The following is a 19,123-nucleotide window of genomic DNA, read 5'->3' on the forward strand; positions in this document are numbered from 1 at the left end:
CGCCGTATCAAGCGATTTCGTCGCATTTTTACCCGCTATGACAAACTGGATATTATCTTTTTGGCTTTTGTTTTTTTTGCTCTCATTGTCGATGTGCTTATGTGAACACTACCTAGATCAGTCCAAAGGCCGGCTGCGGCTCTCCCACGCTACAAAAGCCCTGCTGGAGTCCGGCACGGATGCCGAGGCGCTGGAAATCAAGCGGCTTGTGGAGGCGGCGGGCTTTGTGTGGGTGCTGGATAAGAAAAGCGGCGATGCTTATGAAATCCTCTCTACCCGCGCCATCATCAACGCCTACCGGCTGCTGGGCGGAGCGGCTTTTTCCCGCCTGCTGGTATTACTGGACAGCACATGGCACGGCGCGTCAATCTCTCCCCGCGCTTCTATGCTTTCTGGTATGGCATTGTTTCTGAAAACCTATGAAACCGAACTGGACGACCGCTCTTTCATCAAGCAGCTGTCTGCGGTTGACCCGGAGGAAATCATCCGGCGCGGCAAGATGGACTTCTCCACCAATAAAGCCTCCCTCCGGTTCGCCCGCGTCATTCTGGAAAAGTATAACAGCCAGCAGCGCGGCGGGCGCAAGCTGCCCTACCGCTTCAAGGGCTGATGGGAAAACGTACATAGGAGCCGCAGACTATCCCGTCTGCGGCCCTTTTCATTGCAAGGGAGGTTTGTATGGACACAGTAACGAAAGAGCAAAAATCCCCCGCTGTGGAGCCGTCCGAGCAGGGCTACCAGCTTACCATCGGGCGCGACACCATTCGGGTGGTCAGCGTTTTCAGCGGCACAAGGACGGCAAGTGAAGCCATCCACGAAGCCGCCGTGAAGAAAATCCTTTACGATACAAGCAGTTGAAACTTGTGTGTAATATCGTCAGAAGCAGCAGGCTGTCAGCTTGACTTTAACGATTTAACGTGATGTAGTATAGATGACAGACGAGCATAAACCCTGTTGTTTCTCGGACTGATAAGGAGGCAGTTTTATGAGAGAACAACAGAATTACAGAGCCGCTATCTATTGCCGGCTTTCTTCCGAAGATGGGGCCGACCACGAATCTATGAGCATTGGGAACCAGCGGGCATTGCTGGCCGAGTATGTGCAGAAACAGGGCTGGGAGGTTGTCGATACCTATATCGACGACGGATTCTCAGGTACGAATTTTGCTGGGGTGAGATAACGTAACCGTTTTTGAATGGTACGCTATCTTGCCCCATCATTTTGCTTTTGGCCCTAAACGACAACGCTTTTGACATCAGCGCCGATCTGCCTGAAATAAGAAACGCTTTCGGTGGGCTGGTCGCCGGTGTCTACCTTGCCCACGAAGCTGTAAAAGATTTCGATTTTGCGGGTGTTGGTGTTCTTGTCCAATTCGTAGACCAAAATGCGGTCGATAAACTCATGGACATTTTCATAGGTCAATTCGCTGATCTCCGTGTACCGGCGTACCAGGGCGACAAACCGCTTCACATCGGCACTACGCTCAGCGGCGGTGTCAAGCTCTTTCCGCAGTTCCGCCACCCGTTTCGTCAACGCCGCTTTCTCGTCCTCATAGCCGGAGGTCAGAAACACAAACTGTTCATTCGATAACCGGCCCAATGCGTTGTCCTCGTACAGTTTGCGGAATAAAAGGTTGATCTCGCCCAGCCGGGCCTCCGCCTTGTCAAGTTCCTTGCGCTGGTGGCCCAGCGCCTTTTTCATGGCCTGTTCACTGCACTCGGTAGCGGTCTGAATAAACTCCTGCTCATGTCCTTTCACATAGGACATAATACGCTGCAAGTCAGCCAAAACAAGTTCTTTCAAGACACTTTTGCGGATGTAATGTGTCGTGCAAAGAAAATCATTTCTGGCCCGGTTGCGGTAGTTGCCGCAGGTGTAAGCGTGTTTCCGCTCCGGCGTTCCGGCTCCTTTTTGGAGATACATTTTGTAGCCGCAATCTCCGCAGAATAGCAACCCGGAAAACAGGTCGATTTCATCAGACTTGGTAGGGCGGTGGCGGGTAGCGATGCGCTTTTGGGCAAGGGCAAAGGTTTTCTCGTCAATCAGCGGTTCATGCGTGTTGGGGAAGAAATACCGCTTGTCCTCCGCATTTTTCCGTGTCTTTTTGGACTTATAGGACACCTTGTAGGTTTTCGCCGTGATGGTATGGCCCAAATATTCCTGCCGGGCGAGAATGTCATACAGCGTCTTTTCAGGCCAGTTGTACCAGGCGTTCAGTTGGGGGCGGGGATGCTGGGTTCTTCCTGTTCGGCGGTAGCGGAGTTCTCCAACAGTCAAAATCTCGTTGTCCCGCAGCCAGTTTTGAATTTCACAGATACGGTCGCCCCGCACATACATGGCGAAAATCTGCTTGACAACATGGGCCATTTCGGGGTCAGGAATGAGATGATTGCGGTCGTTCGGGTCTGCGATATACCCATAGGGGACTTCTCCGTTGACACGTTCGCCCCGCTGGGCCTTGGCCTGCTTCACCGCCCGGATTTTCTTGGACGTATCGCGGGCGTAAAACTCATTAAACCAATTCCGCAGGGGGGTAAACTCGTTATCTTCCCGCGCTGTGTCCACGCCGTCGTTAATGGCAATGTAGCGCACCTCATATTCCGGGAATACGATTTCGATAAGCTCCCCGGTTTTCAGGTAGTTCCGGCCCAGGCGGGAAAGGTCTTTCGTTATGACCGTCGCCACGTTCCCGGCCTCAACCTCACGCAACATAGCTTGCAGCCCCTCACGCTCGAAGCTCACCCCGGAAAAGCCATCATCGACGAAAAAGCGGGTATTCAAAAAGAAATGTTCATCCGCATATCGTTGTAAGATCAACTTTTGATTTTGGATGCTCTCGCTCTCGCCTGCCTGCATATCCTCTTGACTTAACCGGCAATATAAAGCGGTTATCTTGTCTGCCTGTAACATTGTTCCTCCTTTCCGACAGCAGACAAGCATGGCATATGTACTGATTACATTATACCATCAACCGCTGTCCTTGTCAGCTCAAAAAATATAAAAAGAGCGCCCTATTTCTGGACGCTTCCGGCGTTCTGCTCCATATCCTTGCGGATAAGTTTCTTGATCTTCTTGTCTATGGTGTCGGTCGCTTTCTCGCTGGCCGACGCACAGACAAAGTAAGTCGTTTTGCCAATTTTATGCGTCGTTGTGGCGCTGATCTGATTTTGCGGCAAAGGACTTCCCCCTTTCGCAAATAAATAGTACAGTTTATGAATAGCGGCTTGTCCACTATTCTGATAAAAGGGCATAAATCGGACGGCTGGCGGCGACCAGCACCACGGGACTTTCACCCCCGCGTGGTTCTCACGCGGCCCTACCCATTGCCTGCGACGCTTTGAACGCTCGGACTGTGGCTGTAAGGGAGTATCGTTAGCGTATGCGCCGCTGATTATAAGCTGCCAGCTTTTCGGTGTAGGCGGTTCTCGCTCTCCCGCAGGATGCGGGGTTATGGCGCACCCACCGATGCGACGCATACAGAATGTGTCCGTTGCCCTATGCTGCGCCGCCGTTATCTTGCGGGCTTTCTTTGTCAAGGTGCAGCGCCGGGCCGGAGGCAGGGGAACATGGAAAGGGTAAGGGTGTTCCGCCTGCCCTGCCGGGCCGGTTGCCGTCAGTCTACGGCAACAATGGCATAGATGAGCTTGATCTCCAGGAGATGCTTCATGTACTCGTCTACGCACACATGGGGATAGCCGTACTCGTCATACAGCGTCCGGGTACAGAGCTTGTTTATGTAGCCCTCGTAGTACCGCAAGACCTGTTCCACGGCTCCGGCGTCCCCGGCGCGGGCGGCTTCGATCACCGGCATGGGGAGAAGCGCCCGGCCCTTGTAGTCAGGTTCCGACATTCGCGTTCAACCTCCTTTCGGCATCATCGCCGCCAACTTGTTCCGCAGTTCGTCCAGTGCTTTCCGTCTGCGCCGCTGGACGGCATAGCGGGACAGCTCCATGATCTCACCGATCTTGCCGTCCGACATTCCCAGGACACAGTGCAGTATCAGAATACTTTGTTCCTGCTCCGTCAGGGCGGCAAAGGCGTCGGCCACAAGCTCGTTCTCAATCGGCAGGTCACATCCATGCGACGTAAAAACATGGCTGTCGCTGGGATAGCGGTCTACCGTGGAGAGCTTGTCCATTTCTTTCTGCGGCAGGATGCTCAACGATATATGACGGTCGCGCAGGCTGTCCATTTTCCGCAGATAGTCAATGGCCTCATGTTCCAGTACCAGCTTGCAATAGCGGTCAAACTGGCCCGGTCTGCTAAAGCGGGGGATAGTTCCCATCTTCTCACCCCCTTTCGTCGGGGGATGGTGGTGGTTCTCTCCCTTTCCGCTAACAGAGCGAAGTGATTGTGCCAAACTGCGCGGTAAATGGCCCAATTTGCAAAAATTTTTTTCGGGCCGGTCAGGAAACGACAAAACTCGCCCGGCAGGTCACAGACCCACCGGGCGAGTTGCATAGTATAATTTACTTTATCTGCGCTGTATAGTATAACCTCGTAGCCGCAATTCTCCCAGGTGGGGAACGGGCTTTTTTTGACGGTTCAAACGCTGTCAAATCGTGTCGAATGGCTATGTACTTCATGGCAGCTGCCTCCTGTCAGCCGCCATATTTGTCAGCGTTACCGCGTCATTCTTTTAGGGATAAAAAGAACGGCGGCTTCGATTTCAAAAGCCACCGTTCTCCAAATGGGCATGACTATAGACTGCTGTACGACGGCTTTTTTCTTTTGCCGTCGTGCGGCAGATTCATGTTTTTCTACTTTTTATTTAAAGCAAGTGGGGTATAACTACGGTAATTAAAATCCCTACAACATAAACCGCATTAACACCAAGCGCAATTTTGGTGTTATTATCCCTAAGTTTCATTTTTACAAAAAGGAAGAGGGCGTATGCAAAACTAACTGCGGCAAAAATACAATATCCTATGATGATAGCTGTTGCGGCAGGGGAATCCGACTTCCATACAAAGGCTGCTGTCAATGATACAAAGACGGTAATAAGCGCAATCGTACTTAATACTTTTTCTTTCATTTAAAAACTCCTCGCTTTCTTCAATCAATAGCTGTTTGTCTTTATACGTTCTCTCTGCGCAGGTCGCAGGGAAATATTATTTTTCTTCTGCTTTGTTTTAGCTTCACCCGGTGTTTTAGAGATTGCGATAATAAAAGCTGAGATCAACAGCATTGCGCCAAGCGACGCAAGTCCCAGTGGAACACTTGTCTTACTTTTTGCGCTGATATATGATGTGGTGTCAAAACCAATCACCGTAAAAGAAGCTAAAAAAGGATAAATATTTCTAAGCAGACCACTTTTAAAAAACATACTGCAATAGCCCAATACAAAGGCAATTACCGAACCGCCCATAAAAAATCCCGGTGTTCTTCCACAAAAGGCGATAATCGGAAGAACAGCAATATAAATGCAAATGGAAATCCCCAACATATAAAACATACCTTTTGTCAGAGTAAAAATATCCAAACCGGGAAGCCCCGCAAAAATGCCGACAATAATTGTGATTATGAAACTATACATTCCCAATATAAGGGATAAAATGCCGATAGCAGTCAATTTCCCTATTAATAATTTAGGGAATGAAACAGGAACAACTAAGACATTTTTCAATGTGTCGTCCGTATACTCCCTGTTTATCAGATAACCACCAATCAAAGTAAAAATAATAGGCATAAATACGGTTGCATTGTTCCAGATTGTGCTGTCTACTAATGCGCCAAGGTCAAAATTCGGATTTTTTGCCTCTTCGATCGCAACATTCTGTGTAATAAGCCCAAGAACAGGCGAGAGAGCCATTCCTATAATGCCGATCAGCAGAATATGATACCGCTTTATCTTTTGTAATTCTGTTAAGACAATAGATAACATGTAAAACCTCCTGTTATGCTTCCTGTTTTTGATAAACCCGTGTAACCAATATAATACATACAATCGCTTCCGCAATCAGTACCGCAAATATGACAGGCGTTGATACAAAGTACGGGCTTAGACGGTTGTAAAAGTCTGTCATAATCTCCCCTTCCGGCACCTTAAACTGATACAGCCACCGAAAGACCATAGGTACAGGAATAAATGTGCTGATATTCAGCCCTAATGGTTTCATCATAATGGCATCACTTAGGTGCAATGCAAATCCAAGCAGTGTATAGAAGAAAGCGATTATGACAGAAATAATATAGGACTTATTGCACCAGACCACAAGGATAGTACATGGCAGAGCTGCCGCCCAAAGCAAAATGCCAGTACAAAACGTAAGGAATAACTGTAAAGCCCACCCGTTTAAAGGAATACCCTGTGCAAAAGCAATTAAGATACCAACACAAAATCCTAACAGTTCATAAGCAACTGAAAACAGAAAAAGTACAGTAACCTTTGCTATGACTAAGTGATTTTTTGAAATTGGAACGCAAAGAAGATTTTTTAAGGTGTCGTTATCATGTTCTTCAAAAAACAGGTTAGCAGCTATAATTACCAGTATCGGGATCAGAAGCAAGAAACCGCTTTCCTCACGCACGCTGCTCATAACGTCTGCCAGACTTCCCTCCGATAAAAGCATGATATTAAAAACAGGGAATAAAACAGCCGTAAAGAGAGCGATCTTAAACAGGCCTTTCCGCTTTAACTTCCAAAATTCACACTTTACAAGGTCAAGCAATCCCCTCACCCCCTGTTACACGCTTGAAATAATCTTCAAGGCTTTCTTCGCAGATGTAGGCTTCTGATACGGTAAGTCCGTTTTCGACAAAGGCGTTAACAATTGCCCCAATAGGCGTATCTAAATTGTGCAAACGCATCTTGTTGTCATCCTGTATGGTAAACTCCGTTTCATGGAAATTGCGTTCTAAAATCCTTGCCGCTTGTGTTGTACTGGAAACGGTAAAACGGATATGTCTGCTGCTCTTTGCTTCCAGTTCTGCAAGGCTTTCTTCCTCCAATAATGCGCCGTGGTCGATAATTCCTATATCATCAGCCAGCAATGCAATCTCGGGAAGAATATGGCTGGAAATCAATATTGTTTTCCCTTTTTCAGTACAGAGGTCACGGATAAAAGAACGTACTTCTGCAATCCCAATCGGGTCAAGGCCGTTAATCGGTTCGTCCAAGATCAAAAGCTCCGGATCGTGCATAACAGCAAGGGCAATCGCCAATCGCTGCTTCATTCCAAGCGAATATTGGGAAAATAGCTTTTTGTCTTTATAGGGAAGCCCCACTAAATCAAGTGCATTTTTAATTGCATTGCGGTTCGGCACTCCCCGCAGGGTAGCAAAAATACGCAGATTTTCTGTGGCAGTCAGATTCGGATAAAATCCGGGGGATTCAATCAGACAGCCAATCCGGGGCAGCAATTTCTTTTCATTTGTCCGCATGGGCTTTCCCCAAATGGTCACTTCCCCGGAAGTGGGCTGAGTCAATCCAAGAAGCATTTTCATTGTCGTTGTCTTTCCGGCTCCATTCCTGCCAAGTAGACCATAGATACGCCCTTGCTGGACATGGATATTCAGATCTGCAACGCTTTTCTGTGTTCCGTACTGTTTAGTAAGATTTTTTGTTTCAATTACATATTTGCTCATTCCGAAACCTCCTTTTCATATCTGCTATTCTATCACGCTAACCTTGCCATAACCTTGCCGAAATCTTGTTTTAACCTTGCTTTGAACGAAAGAAAGCCCTGCACAGTCACAGGGCTTTCGGAAGTATGATGGTAAAGGTTGTACCGGTTCCGGGAACACTGGCTACCGTGATGGTTCCTTTATGAATGCTCACCAGCTCTTTTGTAATGGAGAGGCCCAGCCCGTTCCCTTTGGCAGATCGGGAGTGATCGCATTGATACATCCGTTCAAAGATATGGGGGAGATCAGAGGCAGAAATTCCTTTCCCATTATCGGCAACAACGATTTTTGCCTGCTGCTCCGTTTCGGTTACAGTAAGGGACACTTGGCTTGCGGCACTATGCGTCAGGATATTTTGCAGCAGATTATTGAGAATACGGGTGTAGGCGGTGGGGTCAACTCTTGTCATGTATTCTGCTTCAGGTATCTCTATCTCATAGGTAAAACTGTGGTTTTCCAGCAACAGCACCCAGTCAGCCATAATGTTGCGGGAAAGCTCGTTCAGATCGCAAAACTCAAAATGAAAAACTTGTTCCCCTGCGTCCAGCTTCACCCATTCAAACAAGGCGGTCACAAAGTCTTTCAGATGATGGGCTTTTTCCGTAGCAACCTGAATGTATTCTTCCTGTTCGGCTCCTGTCACCATTTTGCTTTCCACGGCCTCCAAATACCCCACCAGAGAGGCGAGAGGGGTCTTTACATCATGGGAAAGGCTTGTCATGAGCCGTTTATATGCCTGCTCGGATTGCTTTTGTTGGATAAGCTGGGATTGGCTGCTCATAGCGATCTCGTTGATGTCATAACAGATTTGCTTCGTCAGGTCGCTCTCCCGCGACAATACACGGCGGTTCAGGTTCCCGTTCTTTATATCCGTCAGGGCATCTTTGATAAGAGAAAGCTGACCCCGGACACGGTGAAGTCTGGCCCAAAGGCAGGTAATTACCAGCAGGGCAACCAATAGGGACAGCAACAGATAAAGGTTCATGCTCATGCCTCCTTGTTGAACCGATACCCCACGCCCCGGACGGTCTGGATGTAAAACGGATGCTCTGGATTTGGCTCGATTTTCTTCCTCAATTTGCTGATAAAGGACATGATATTGCTGTCGTCAAAGGCGTATTCCTCTGCCCATACCTGTGTGTATATCTGCTTTTTGGTGAATACCCGGCCCTTATTGGATGCCAGAAACACAAGCAGATCAAATTCCTTGCCGGTTAGCTCTACCGGGAGATTTTGGACAGTGACCGTCCGATTGACTTTATCAATCACCATATCTTTCAGCAGCATTGTGGCGGCCACATTCCCAGCTATGGGGTTTAAGGTGGTATAGCGCCGAACCAGGGAATGGATGCGGGCCATCAGCTCGTTAATGCTGAAAGGCTTTGTCAGGTAATCGTCTGCCCCAAGCCGTAGACCGGAAACCTTATCTTCCTCGTCACTTTTGGCGGTCAGCATCAGCACCGGCACATTATTTTTCTCCCGGATTTTCTGCAATACCTGAAAACCGTCCATATCCGGCATCATCACATCCAGAATAATCAGGGAACAGGCATCTTTGTTTTCTTCCAGCAGCCGCAGACCCTCTAAGCCGCCATGCGCCACCACCGCAGACAAGTTTTCCTGCTCCACGCATTTTTCATTAAGGCACATAGTTCCTTGTCATCGTCTATAATTAAAACGCTATTCATGCTTCAAAGCCCTCCCTTGTTTTGTACGACCGTCAATCGGCTTCGCTGCATCCTTTGGCAAAAGCCAGATCGTTGCTACTTTCAAAGCACCAGGGATGCGCCCCGCAACGCAGTAATAGTTTATCCGTCGTGGGGTGACACCCCATTTTTCGCTCGCTTCTTTCAAAGTCATATAGTCCATGCTGCACCTCCGATATTGGTATTTTACTTCTTTTGCTCGAATAAAACAAGCGTCAAAATATAAACAATAAAGATTAGAACCTGCTCTGTATACTTTGTTTTCAAGTCAAAAAGTAAAGTATACAATATAGATGGGTGATACAATATGGCTAATATTCAGGATTGTCCTGGTTTTGAACCCTTTGGGGAGGATGTCAAGGCGGCGAGAAAAAAGTTGCGGCTGTCAAGGCAAAAGGCCGCTGAAATGGCGGGCATTTCAACGGTCTATCTTATCAACATTGAGAATAACCACATCATACCGGCGCTGCCAGTCATAATACAGCTCATTCAAATTTTTAATCTTCCCGCCGCAAAGTATTTCAACCAGCTTACCGCAGGGGAGGAACACGACCAGCGCCAGCGCATCAGCCGCAAGGTGATGATGTGTCCAGAAGAACATCTGCCGGTCATTGAGGGAGCATTAGACGGGGCTATCGAAAGCAAATAGAGGTCGCTTTGCGAGAACGCAGAGCGGCTTCTATTTTTTTGCGCTTTTTCGGAAATTTCCAGCCGTTGGCGCACAGTTTGGGTGTTCCAATTCGCTTTATTAGTACGGAGGACAGAGGAAGCGGAACGGGGGGAGGGGTAACGTAGCAAGCATAAGATTGCGTTTTATTAGGAAAACACACTGCCAAAAGGATTTTGTGCTTTGGCGGGGGTCAGCCCGCCTTGGCGGTGTCAGTGGTGTTGATTTCAATGTACTCGGCAATCCGGCGGAACTCATCCGCAAACTTAAAGTGAACACTGATATTGCCGTTTTCGTAAACCTTGATATGGTCTACCAATTCAATCAGAATTTCGCGGGTCAGCTTCTCGATGTTCTGATATTTTGCAAAAGCTACCAGCGCGGGATGCTGCTGGTCAACACCGTTTGAGAGCTCTTTCCGTTCAGCCGTCAGCCGGGCCAGCAAATCCGAAAGCCCAGCGGCCTGCCGTTCATAATCGGCTTTCATTTCCCGGTACTCCTGCTGGGTGATTTCCCCGTCTTTCCAGTCTTGATACAGCGACTGCTTGTAGCGGGTGATTTTCGTCAATTCCTTTTCCTTTGCGGCAATCTGGTCGTTAAGGCGGTGGGATTGACTTTTTTTCAGTGGAGCCGCATTGATATGGGCTACTATTTCCGAATAGGAAACGGCGGTACTCACTTGATACTGGATAGCGAACAGAACGGCGGCCTCCAGACGGTTGTGCTTGATAGAGTGCATGGTGCAGGCTGTACGGGAGCGTTTCTTGTAAGTGGAGCAGGAATAATAAACATTCTTCCCGCTCTGGCTCCGGGTCACGGCCTTGCCGCAGTCCGCGCACCTCAGAAAACCGCTGAATAAATGGAGCTCCCGCTTTTTAGGGGCTGTCCGGGTGTCACGTTTCAGAAGTTCCTGTACCCGGTCAAAGGTTTCGTGGGTGATGATGGCCTCGTGGGTATCGGGGACGCGCACCCATTCCTCCTCCGGCACAGCCTCAATCTGGTGTACTTTGTAGCTTTTCACCCGGCGGCGGCCCTGCACCAAATCCCCAGTGTAAATAGGATTTCTGAGAATATCCGTTATAATCTTGTTCCCCCACATGGGAGCGTCCGATATAGCCGGGAAGTAGGGCAGGCCCTTTAGCTTTCTGTATGCCGTGGGGCTGGGTATGCCGTGGTCGTTCAGATACATCACAATTTGAAGTTTGGACGTACCTTGCAGGCATATCTCGTAAATCTTCTTGACGATTTCAGCGGCTTCCGGGTCAACGATTAGCTGGTGCTTGTCTTTGGGGTCTTTTATGTAGCCGTAGGGAGCAAAAGAGCCGATGTACTGGCCGTTGCGCCGCTTGTAATCAAAAACCTGCCGGATTTTCTTTGAGGTCTGATAACAATACTGGTCATTCATCACGTTTGTTATCGGAACGATGATGCTGTTCACGCTGTCCGGGTTTAGGTAGCTATCCACGCCCTCGGCCAAGCTGATAAAGCGGACGCCCATCTGCACAAAAAGGTTGTCAATCAGACTGCCAGCATCGCTGTAATTCCGGGCAAAACGGGAAAGGTCTTTCACCACAACGCAGTTGATTTTCCCGCTCATCACATCCCCTAAAAGCCGCTGGAAACTTTCGCGCTCCGTATCGGTTCCCGTGTGGCCGTCATCAACGTACTCGGTGTAGCTTTCAAATTCTTCCGCATGATTAAAATGAAAATCGTTGAGGATGTCGCGCTGGTTTTTCACGCTGTTGCTATCGTCAAGGCCACGGTTGATTTTCTGTAAATCCTCTCGGGAAAGCCGGATGTAGCCGCCCATTTTCCAAAGCCGGGCTGTATAGGTAGGGGCCAAAGTCTGCTGATACCCTCTGTTTTTTGTTCGTGCCATTGTTCCTCCTTCCCTATCACATTACACTTATATTATAACTCTGCCCGGGGCAATCAACAAGGATGTCGATGCCTCGGGACATTTTGTCTCGAAGTGGGAGCAGGCCGCAACAGCAGTCACAGCCCGCTCTTTTGCCGGATAAGAAAGGCCGCCAGCGTCTCCTGGAGGGAGGGGCCGCCCTCGGCAAACTCGATTTTCACGCCCACGCCGCCCACGCTAAAGCAGTAGGGATTGACGGCCCGCTTCACGAACCGGGCCAGCCGCTCCTCCCGGGGGAGGGTGCGGTCAAAGGCCATACCGCTCACGTCAGCCAGCGCATCCGCGCTCACCGCGCCGATGTCCACGTTTTTCATTTGTTCCAGCTCTTGTGCGGTCAGTTTCACGGCAAAACCTCCTTTTGCGTTTTTGGTTGGTGGGGAAACGCGAAAAGGCAGCACTCCGAAAAGTGCCGCCCTTTAGCCTGTCCTCACCTTGGGACAATTTGTCTCGAACTTGTTTGAAATGGGGAGCGCCGGGCCCGTATGTTTGGCCCGTCAAAAGACAGCGAGTAGCGGCCCGGCGTTCCCTTGTTTTGTGCGGCGGCCTCAAGTGGCAAGCAGCCAGCTTGTCCCTCGCGGATCGTGGCCGTGGGGCTGGCAAGCTCCCCACTCGCGGCGGTGGTGTTGGTCGCTCGTCCTCCCGTGGGAGAAGTCACCGCGCACCCGCCGCCCGGCTCCCCGCGTTCACTCGGGGCCGCCCGCTATTCAGTTGTGGAGAAGAAAAAACTTCCTCTCATATACCGAGACATTTTTGGATGGTTTTCGGACTGGTTCAGCGGGAATTTTTCAAAAACTTTTTCATGTTCTCCAGCCCGCGCTCCACGGCCCGCCGCACCGCGCTTTCGTCAACGCCCTCGGCCAGCGCCACCTCGGAAAAGCTCTTGCCGAGGATGATGCAGGCATCCACCCGGCGGCCCTGGGCCGGGGGCAGACTGTTCAGCGCGTTCCACAGACGGCAGAACCGCTCCTTGAGCTCCAGCACCTCGTCCGGGGTGAGCTCGTGCAGGCAGGCGGAATACTCGATGCCGTCATCCGCGTCCAAGGAATAGTACGCCTTGTTGTAGCGGGCCCGCTCGGTATAGGCCGCCTCGGAGCGGACGCTGGCCCGGAGCGTCTCGGCCACTTCGTCAGAAACTTCCATATATTCATCCTGGGTATGCCAGTAGTAAAAGTCGCGCAAGTTGATACTTGTCATGGTATGTACCTCCATATCGTTTTTGTGGTCGGGTTGCGGGAAACGATATGGGGGCGGCGGGGAGCGGCACCCGGGGGAGCCGCCCCGCACCTTGGGACTGTTTGTCCCAAAGTCGGGCAAACAAAAAACGCCTGCGCGGAAAAATACCACGCAAGCGCATAAAGCGAGAGAATAAACTATATTGCAACAATTTTCGCAGAGTAAGGCGGAATATCCTTGTCCGGGGCCCGGGCTTTTTTTGATAAATTAGATAGTGCAGAAATCGAAAAGGACATAACGATACCTCTTGGATACCGCCATGTCCTTAAAAATGGGTGACTTTAATACACCCACCGTAATCTCATTTTCAAAAGAAAACGGCGGTTTGAAATTTACTATTTCAAAACCGCCGTTAAGCCACTGTATTCTGTTTGGGCGCATAATTAGTCAGCCACCAAAACAACGGTTTTTTATTATCCCGTTGGGCGATTTATGTTCATTCCAAATTTTTGCTCAATAATTGTGACAACATATTTTGAAATTGAGCATTTTCTTCATTACTGTTAAAGAAAAAAGTTTTATCAACACTTTCAACATCTATAACCGCTTGTTTCAAGCAACTTTTTCCTTCTTCAGTATTAGAGATGGAATTTGCCCTTGTATCCGTCTTATGTGGCAAACGATAAATCAGCCCTTTTTTCTCAAGCAGTCTAACAGTAGAAGATACAGTCATAACATCAATCATAGAAAAATCGGAGATTTTTTTTTGTGTGATACATACATCTTGCTCAGTAAGTTCCTCAATTACAGCTAAAATCACAAACTGTGTATGCGTTAAATTGTATGACTGTAGTATCTGTTTAATTTTTCTCTGCCAAAGCATAGATGATTGCCAAAAAAGTAGCCCAATACTTTCTTTATGGTTTTTACATTCTGCAAATTTCATGATACTCTACTATGCGGAAAGGAGTTTTTGCAAGCAATCGGGTATTCCCGCTGTAATACCTTCCCCCATACCTTTCATCTGATTTTCTTCACCGCCCTCAATGGTAACGGTATGGGTAATAGTAACACCATTTGCATCCTCTTTCAAGAGATGCCCAAAAGTGACTGTGATAGGACCAAGTTTGGATTCTGTGGTAAAACTTCGCTCATCCGAACATTCAGTTAGTACAATGGGCAAACTCGATCCGTGAACCATTTCCATAACACCATGAGTACCAGCGCAAAAAGGACCAGAAAACTGGACAGATTTTACGCTTTCGTCCCACAGGCTCCACTTGGATACATCAGAGTAAAGTTTCCAGATTTTTTTGATGTCAGCTTTACCTGTAACAGATTTTTCGTAGATGAACATTATTTATTCCTCCTTTATAAGTATACTTATTATAAGTGATATTATAATAAAAGTCAAGTACAATTTTCTGCACATATATAGGGGAGCGCACAAACGGCAAGCAATTCGGGTGTGGCCACACTCCGAAATTTTTGCTGGGCCGCAGGCCCGCAAAAATGCTTGTTGGGGAGCATCCCCAAACCCGGCTCTTTGGGACAAAATGTCCCAAAGAGGTTGGCTGCGTCACCGCCGCTATCGCGTCTGTTCCTTATCGGTGCGCCCGTCCGTAAGGCCGAGCAGATGGTCGATGTTGGCCTTGACCGCCACAGCCTCCCGCATATCCCGCTGGGCCTGCCGATACTCCGCATAGAGGGCCTTTTTTCTGTCCGCCAGCTCCCGCCGCTGTTTTTTCAGCGCGTCCATTTTGGGGAGCTTTGCACCGCCCAGCAATTCATTCATAGCGGCCCGGGCCGCCCGGTAGGTGGCAAGCTCCGCCTCATGCTCGGCAAGATACTTTTTCGAGTACCGGGCCGCCTTGTAGCCGTCAAACACGGGCCGGGCCTTGGCATAGTCCACCACGGCCCCCATCAGCCCGGAGACTTTGGAGAGGGCGGCCTCGGTGGTCTGGAGCTCCCCGGCCAGCGCGTGGGCCCGGTCAACCGCCGCCGTGGTCTTTGCCGCCAGCGCGTCATAGTCGGTCAGATTGTTCTCCTGCAGAAACTGGAGGGCGGCGGCCATCTGTTTCAGATTGTAGACTTTAGCGCAAGTGAATTATACAAACACCCAAAAACCAAGGAATATCAAGACTTTGCAGGCGGCAAGCAACCGAATAGCACAGCAGAATCGGGATTAAAACCGAAATTGAACAGTGGCACATATAGAAACAGGAGTGTTCCCGTGCTCGGGAACACTCCTGTTTTGCTGTTTATTATTTGCCGTACTTTAGACCTCAAGACCCAACTTCTCTGCAATCTCTTCCGGTGTAAGCCCGGCTTCTTTCGCTGCTGCCATTACTGTCTTTAGATTGACAGGATGCAAGAGCTTTTGCTTCTGGGCCTCCAGAGCATCAATCTCTGCTTGCTTCTTGGCGATCTTTTCGTCAATCGCTGCAACACGTTCCTCAACTGTTTTTCTGACCATCTGTACGGCCTCCTTTTGTAAAAATGCAAGTTTATAATAAAGCAAAAGGTGGCTGTTGTCAACAGTGTTTTGCATTGAACAAAGAGATTAAACAAAGGCACACGGCCATCTGCCCTGTGCTTTTGTTTCCTGATATTATCCTTTTCCAATAATATAAGGGTTACCGTCTCTATAACTTCTATATTGTATCTTCTTGATAGTCACACTTCATTACAACATCCATTGCAGTACACCACCATGGTTTTCATATACTTTTATTCTTATAGAAATTGCGTGTTACAATGATAATAAAAGTGAGAACTATGCAAAGTGTTATGAGAAGAATTACTTCAAGAGAAGATCAGTATGTGAACGTCTAATATTGCTATATCTCAATAACATATAAGGCCAATGTTGAGAATTTGGAACACTGTAGATCACCGAAGGTTTCTTTGCAGATGAAGATTCCAGATTAGCATGAGAAAGTCCACTATTTTTTGATGTTGAAGTCTCTGGATGTGTGTAATAGGAACCTGCTGCACAAAGAGATTGTTGTAGACACTGTTTGCAGTATCCTGATGTGTTGCAATTCTTTATTTCCGTTACTTCTTTATTATGAAGAAGAACTTCTAAAATTCGTTGCAATTTCTATTTCTGGCCTTCCTCCTATGGTAAACTCAGGCACAACAGAGAACTCAAAATCTATATTTCTCACTTTGAAGATCCTTCTGTGAACAACCCCTCACAGGAGGATTTTCTATGATCTGGACAAGAACCTATTCACGAAAGGAGACACACTATGTTGCGATCCTCACTGGGGTTTCACACGGTGACCCTATCTATGGTCTTACTACAACCAGAAACCTCACAACTGTTTGACGATTTGAAGAAGTATAAGCAAGAAACGGGAGGTGTTAAAGAATACCCGGATGATTACGGAAATTGGATATACAAATTCGATCCCAATACCCGTGGAATAGAATGGACGATTCGTCAAAATATTTGGTTGAATACATTCAGACTATTTGTCTCAATCATTGATGTAACAATCAATCCTAAAATTTTGGGAGGTATCTCTGACTATATTACTGCGGCTACTCTTGACGATATGGAGCGTGCCATTCCCCAATTCAATACCATATCGAAAACAATCTCTCCATTGCTCGGAACCTTTGATGATTATAGCCTAAACCGTGTAGATTACTGCGTCAATTTGTACCTGCCTGAGTTGTACGATCAGTGTTGCAAACCGTGTACCGATATGCAGATAATGAAGCTACTCAAAAAGTCAGATATTCCATTTCAATATAGAGAATGGATGAAATATGATGATAAGGCACATCGAAAGAAAAGCAGGGACAGCAGCTTCTATTTGGAATGTAATTCTGCTCGGATTAACTGCTACAGCAAACTTATGAAGCTGATTGAGCAGTCCAAAGAGAATGTGGAAAAAGGATACCCGCCAATCCCGCAAGCGATATTGGATGACGCACGAGGAATCATCCGTTTTGAGATTCAATGTGACTATCACAAAATGTATGCACTTAGTAAACAAGCTGAAGAGGCGGGGAATCGCAACATAAACAAGTACGAGTACCTCCTTTCTCCCGAAGTGAGCCGTGAGATAGTCAACTCTTTTTGGAATAAGAGCATCGGAAAAGGCCATTGGTATTCTTTGCAGCACGCCGTCACATTGATAAGGTCCCATAATTTTAATGCGCAAAAAGAAGATCGACTGATTCAGGCTCTACAATGGGTGAACCAGTGCCGCAGTATACCAAGGGCGAAGGAACTGTTCCCTGGTGATTCGGATACTTTCAACCGCACCTTGAAAGAGTTATCCAATCTCGGTATCAACCCGGTCACGATTCCGCAAGAATGGGGAGTTGATCGCATCTGGAACCTTTTGGAGACTTACTATAGCAAGATAGCACTTGACAAATTGGCCTTAAATAACCCTATCAGCCTTTAGAATATTGTGCGGAGCGGATAGCCCGTGTTGGCCCAATCATACGGCAAGTAGGCGGCGCACCCTGGTAGGTGCGTCACCTATTTGCATTTTCATAGAAGTAGGTATTGGCTATGGAGCAAAATAGCCTTGGAAAAATGGTACAAACCTATTGCCATGGGTACGAATGCTTCACAGCTTCTGCCTTCATTCTGTTGCTGTCAGGCAGCTCCACGGGCCTCGTTGGATTCCTGACAGAATCAAACAGTTGCCGAACCATATCCTGATTTTCTTTGAGTATGATACCGAAGGAGATATTTTTCCACCCCCACTCAGGATTATAGCTGAGAAGCAGGCCATGGTCATAGTTGTGTACCGGGTCTTTTTTTAGTGATAAGAAGTGGAACTCCTGTAGTTGGATAAAGAATGAACCTGCTGCCTCTTTGGCAAAGAGATAGGCTACCCCCTCCTTGGATGGCGTCCCAACATAAGCGTACATTCCTAGCCGCTGGTCTTCTTTTGTCAGCAGCATGATAGAGTTGGCCGCATTAACGGGATGCAGGCAACAAAGGCAAGTCCCGATTCCTTCATCTTTAGCAGCCGAAAGGTATTTTTTCTTCTCCATATCCACGATGAAGTGCATCTTGATTCCTTCTTGTGCATAATCGCTGATTCGTTCGATGTTATACATCATTTTCTTCTGGGCCTCCGTTTGGGGACCTTCCCGCTGGTCAATAAAATAGTTACTCCTGCTGGAGAGGTCAACAACGGAAGAAATTTGTTTGTATAGGCTGTCAGTCTCTACATTAAAAATGTTTACACCTTGTAGATATGAGCGCATAGGGTCAAGTGTCATTTCAACTTTAGTTTTATTCTCAGCAATTTGCATTTGTTTTTCGTAACTAACAGTCTTTTGGACATATTTCTTGAACTGCATATCATCTTCCTCCTATATATTTTCCCGGTACAAGCCTATGCTTCCTATGAAAGATTCACGTTCCGCTGTCCAGTAGCGGTCATCATGATCCAACTGGGTCTGTATGATGTCGATGTTTTCTTCACAGGGAAAAAGTACCAATGGCTTGTTGTGTTGTGTTGCATCATAATCTACCACAAGGCCGGATCTGGAATCATCCACGGTGATAAAGGATAGCATGTGGAACTCCTTGAGGGGAACATAAACCCTGTTCATCCATAAGAAATTTACTGCATCCGGCGCAATCAAAAATCCTATGCTATGTAGACAGGCCCTTTTTCTCCTTCGGAGTAGAACCCCATCGTCTGCACCCGGCAAGGTAAAGTCAATGATAATGTCCTCTATAGGATGCTGCCCTCCAGCCAGTATGCGGCCTTTATCTAAATCAAAAAAGTAATACCCATCATCCCTGTTTCGGATACGGTCTTTAGCATCACAAATTATATTACCTGCATCCGAATATTTCTGCAAACTTAGTATTCTTGAAATTTGTCTGTGGAGCGTGTCTGTATCCGAAATGGCCGCTTTGGAAAGACCTGATCTTCCATAAGGATACCCCACTCCAAGGGATACTATTTGTTGCAGAAGGCTTCGTTCCTCCGAAACACTTACGGAATCTCTATTGTAGCTATCCTCGCAAAACATTTTCTCTTC

The 19,123-nt window shown here is 47.8% G+C and carries 22 protein-coding genes and 4 pseudogenes; 6 read left to right on the forward strand and 20 right to left on the reverse strand.

All coding sequences use genetic code 11. From position 1 onward, the window contains the following. From D5269_RS18565 to D5269_RS09735, 4 genes and pseudogenes are all read left to right on the forward strand, one after another. Positions 1–105 (forward strand): annotated as a pseudogene (locus tag D5269_RS18565) (IS5/IS1182 family transposase); the annotation flags it as partial. After that, the gene (locus D5269_RS09725; protein WP_199735720.1) at positions 92–610 is read left to right on the forward strand and encodes a DUF6551 family protein; all 519 of its coding nucleotides are present in this window, start codon (positions 92–94) and stop codon (positions 608–610) included. The pseudogene D5269_RS18565 and the gene D5269_RS09725, both read left to right, overlap by 14 nt. Before the next feature lie 68 nt (positions 611–678). Beyond that, positions 679–858, forward strand: a complete 180-nt coding sequence (locus tag D5269_RS09730) for a hypothetical protein (RefSeq protein WP_120485198.1) — start codon at positions 679–681, stop codon at positions 856–858. 127 nt (positions 859–985) lie between these two features. Then, a pseudogene (locus D5269_RS09735) lies at positions 986–1,165 on the forward strand (recombinase family protein); the annotation flags it as partial. 68 nt (positions 1,166–1,233) lie between these two features. On the opposite strand, the gene D5269_RS09740 reads toward D5269_RS09735, so the two are convergent. From D5269_RS09740 to D5269_RS09790, 11 genes and pseudogenes are all read right to left on the reverse strand, one after another. After that, a complete protein-coding gene (locus tag D5269_RS09740) occupies positions 1,234–2,910 on the reverse strand; it encodes a recombinase family protein (RefSeq protein WP_120485199.1) in 1,677 nt (558 codons plus the stop codon). A 101-nt stretch (positions 2,911–3,011) separates the two neighbouring features. After that, positions 3,012–3,176, reverse strand: a complete 165-nt coding sequence (locus D5269_RS09745) for a transposon-encoded TnpW family protein (RefSeq protein WP_066535507.1) — start codon at positions 3,174–3,176, stop codon at positions 3,012–3,014. Positions 3,177–3,613: 437 nt separating this feature from the next. After that, positions 3,614–3,850, reverse strand: a complete 237-nt coding sequence (locus D5269_RS09750) for a helix-turn-helix domain-containing protein (RefSeq protein WP_120485200.1) — start codon at positions 3,848–3,850, stop codon at positions 3,614–3,616. A gap of 6 nt (positions 3,851–3,856) precedes the next feature. Then, positions 3,857–4,285 (reverse strand): sigma-70 family RNA polymerase sigma factor, encoded by a 429-nt coding sequence (locus D5269_RS09755; RefSeq protein ID WP_120485201.1) that lies wholly within the window; start codon positions 4,283–4,285, stop codon positions 3,857–3,859. 486 nt (positions 4,286–4,771) lie between these two features. Further along, positions 4,772–5,035, reverse strand: a complete 264-nt coding sequence (locus D5269_RS09760; protein WP_120485202.1) for a hypothetical protein — start codon at positions 5,033–5,035, stop codon at positions 4,772–4,774. 24 nt (positions 5,036–5,059) lie between these two features. Beyond that, a complete protein-coding gene (locus tag D5269_RS09765) occupies positions 5,060–5,884 on the reverse strand; it encodes an ABC transporter permease (RefSeq protein ID WP_120485203.1) in 825 nt (274 codons plus the stop codon). Positions 5,885–5,897: 13 nt separating this feature from the next. Then, entirely contained in the window at positions 5,898–6,671 is a 774-nt protein-coding gene (locus tag D5269_RS09770; protein WP_120485204.1) for an ABC transporter permease, read from the reverse strand. After that, positions 6,664–7,587, reverse strand: a complete 924-nt coding sequence (locus tag D5269_RS09775; RefSeq protein WP_120485205.1) for an ABC transporter ATP-binding protein — start codon at positions 7,585–7,587, stop codon at positions 6,664–6,666. The genes D5269_RS09770 and D5269_RS09775 overlap by 8 nt, the downstream gene beginning before the upstream one ends. Positions 7,588–7,693: 106 nt before the next feature. Further along, positions 7,694–8,617, reverse strand: coding sequence for a HAMP domain-containing sensor histidine kinase (locus D5269_RS09780; protein WP_120485206.1), 924 nt, complete (start codon positions 8,615–8,617; stop codon positions 7,694–7,696). Next, positions 8,614–9,314, reverse strand: a pseudogene (locus D5269_RS09785) (response regulator transcription factor). The gene D5269_RS09780 and the pseudogene D5269_RS09785 overlap by 4 nt, the downstream one beginning before the upstream one ends. Then, a complete protein-coding gene (locus D5269_RS09790; protein ID WP_066535524.1) occupies positions 9,307–9,495 on the reverse strand; it encodes a transposase in 189 nt (62 codons plus the stop codon). The pseudogene D5269_RS09785 and the gene D5269_RS09790 overlap by 8 nt, the downstream one beginning before the upstream one ends. Before the next feature lie 144 nt (positions 9,496–9,639). Between D5269_RS09790 and D5269_RS09795 the strand changes: the two genes are divergently transcribed. Further along, complete coding sequence (locus D5269_RS09795) at positions 9,640–9,981, forward strand: helix-turn-helix transcriptional regulator (RefSeq protein WP_120485207.1); 342 nt, start codon at positions 9,640–9,642, stop codon at positions 9,979–9,981. A gap of 211 nt (positions 9,982–10,192) precedes the next feature. Here D5269_RS09795 and D5269_RS09800 read toward each other — a convergent pair whose 3' ends face one another. The 7 genes and pseudogenes from D5269_RS09800 to D5269_RS09830 all read right to left on the reverse strand — a co-directional run bounded on the left by D5269_RS09800 (position 10,193) and on the right by D5269_RS09830 (position 15,566). Further along, the gene (locus D5269_RS09800) at positions 10,193–11,878 is read right to left on the reverse strand and encodes a recombinase family protein (RefSeq protein ID WP_120485208.1); all 1,686 of its coding nucleotides are present in this window, start codon (positions 11,876–11,878) and stop codon (positions 10,193–10,195) included. A gap of 116 nt (positions 11,879–11,994) precedes the next feature. Beyond that, positions 11,995–12,261, reverse strand: coding sequence for a DUF6870 family protein (locus D5269_RS09805; RefSeq protein WP_120485209.1), 267 nt, complete (start codon positions 12,259–12,261; stop codon positions 11,995–11,997). 427 nt (positions 12,262–12,688) lie between these two features. After that, positions 12,689–13,111: a sigma-70 family RNA polymerase sigma factor gene (locus tag D5269_RS09810; protein ID WP_120485210.1), complete on the reverse strand. Its 423-nt coding sequence runs from the start codon at positions 13,109–13,111 to the stop codon at positions 12,689–12,691. A 475-nt stretch (positions 13,112–13,586) separates the two neighbouring features. Then, positions 13,587–14,036 (reverse strand): MarR family transcriptional regulator, encoded by a 450-nt coding sequence (locus D5269_RS09815; RefSeq protein WP_120485211.1) that lies wholly within the window; start codon positions 14,034–14,036, stop codon positions 13,587–13,589. A 9-nt stretch (positions 14,037–14,045) separates the two neighbouring features. Beyond that, complete coding sequence (locus D5269_RS09820; RefSeq protein WP_120485212.1) at positions 14,046–14,447, reverse strand: hypothetical protein; 402 nt, start codon at positions 14,445–14,447, stop codon at positions 14,046–14,048. A 231-nt stretch (positions 14,448–14,678) separates the two neighbouring features. After that, positions 14,679–15,188: pseudogene (locus tag D5269_RS09825) on the reverse strand (hypothetical protein); the annotation flags it as partial. Positions 15,189–15,368: 180 nt separating this feature from the next. Continuing rightward, positions 15,369–15,566, reverse strand: a complete 198-nt coding sequence (locus D5269_RS09830; protein ID WP_120485213.1) for a hypothetical protein — start codon at positions 15,564–15,566, stop codon at positions 15,369–15,371. An 820-nt stretch (positions 15,567–16,386) separates the two neighbouring features. Here D5269_RS09830 and D5269_RS09835 point away from each other — a divergent pair. After that, a complete protein-coding gene (locus D5269_RS09835) occupies positions 16,387–17,517 on the forward strand; it encodes a hypothetical protein (protein ID WP_166545167.1) in 1,131 nt (376 codons plus the stop codon). 145 nt (positions 17,518–17,662) lie between these two features. Here the strand turns inward: D5269_RS09835 and D5269_RS09840 are convergent, their stop codons facing one another. Both D5269_RS09840 and D5269_RS09845 read right to left on the reverse strand, forming a co-directional pair. Beyond that, a complete protein-coding gene (locus D5269_RS09840; protein WP_120485215.1) occupies positions 17,663–18,430 on the reverse strand; it encodes a hypothetical protein in 768 nt (255 codons plus the stop codon). A gap of 12 nt (positions 18,431–18,442) precedes the next feature. Next, positions 18,443–19,114: a hypothetical protein gene (locus tag D5269_RS09845; protein ID WP_120485216.1), complete on the reverse strand. Its 672-nt coding sequence runs from the start codon at positions 19,112–19,114 to the stop codon at positions 18,443–18,445. Between the last annotated feature and the right edge of the window lie 9 nt (positions 19,115–19,123).

This window comes from Anaerotruncus sp. 1XD42-93 (genome assembly GCF_009917605.1).
Classification (GTDB): domain Bacteria; phylum Bacillota; class Clostridia; order Oscillospirales; family Ruminococcaceae; genus Anaerotruncus.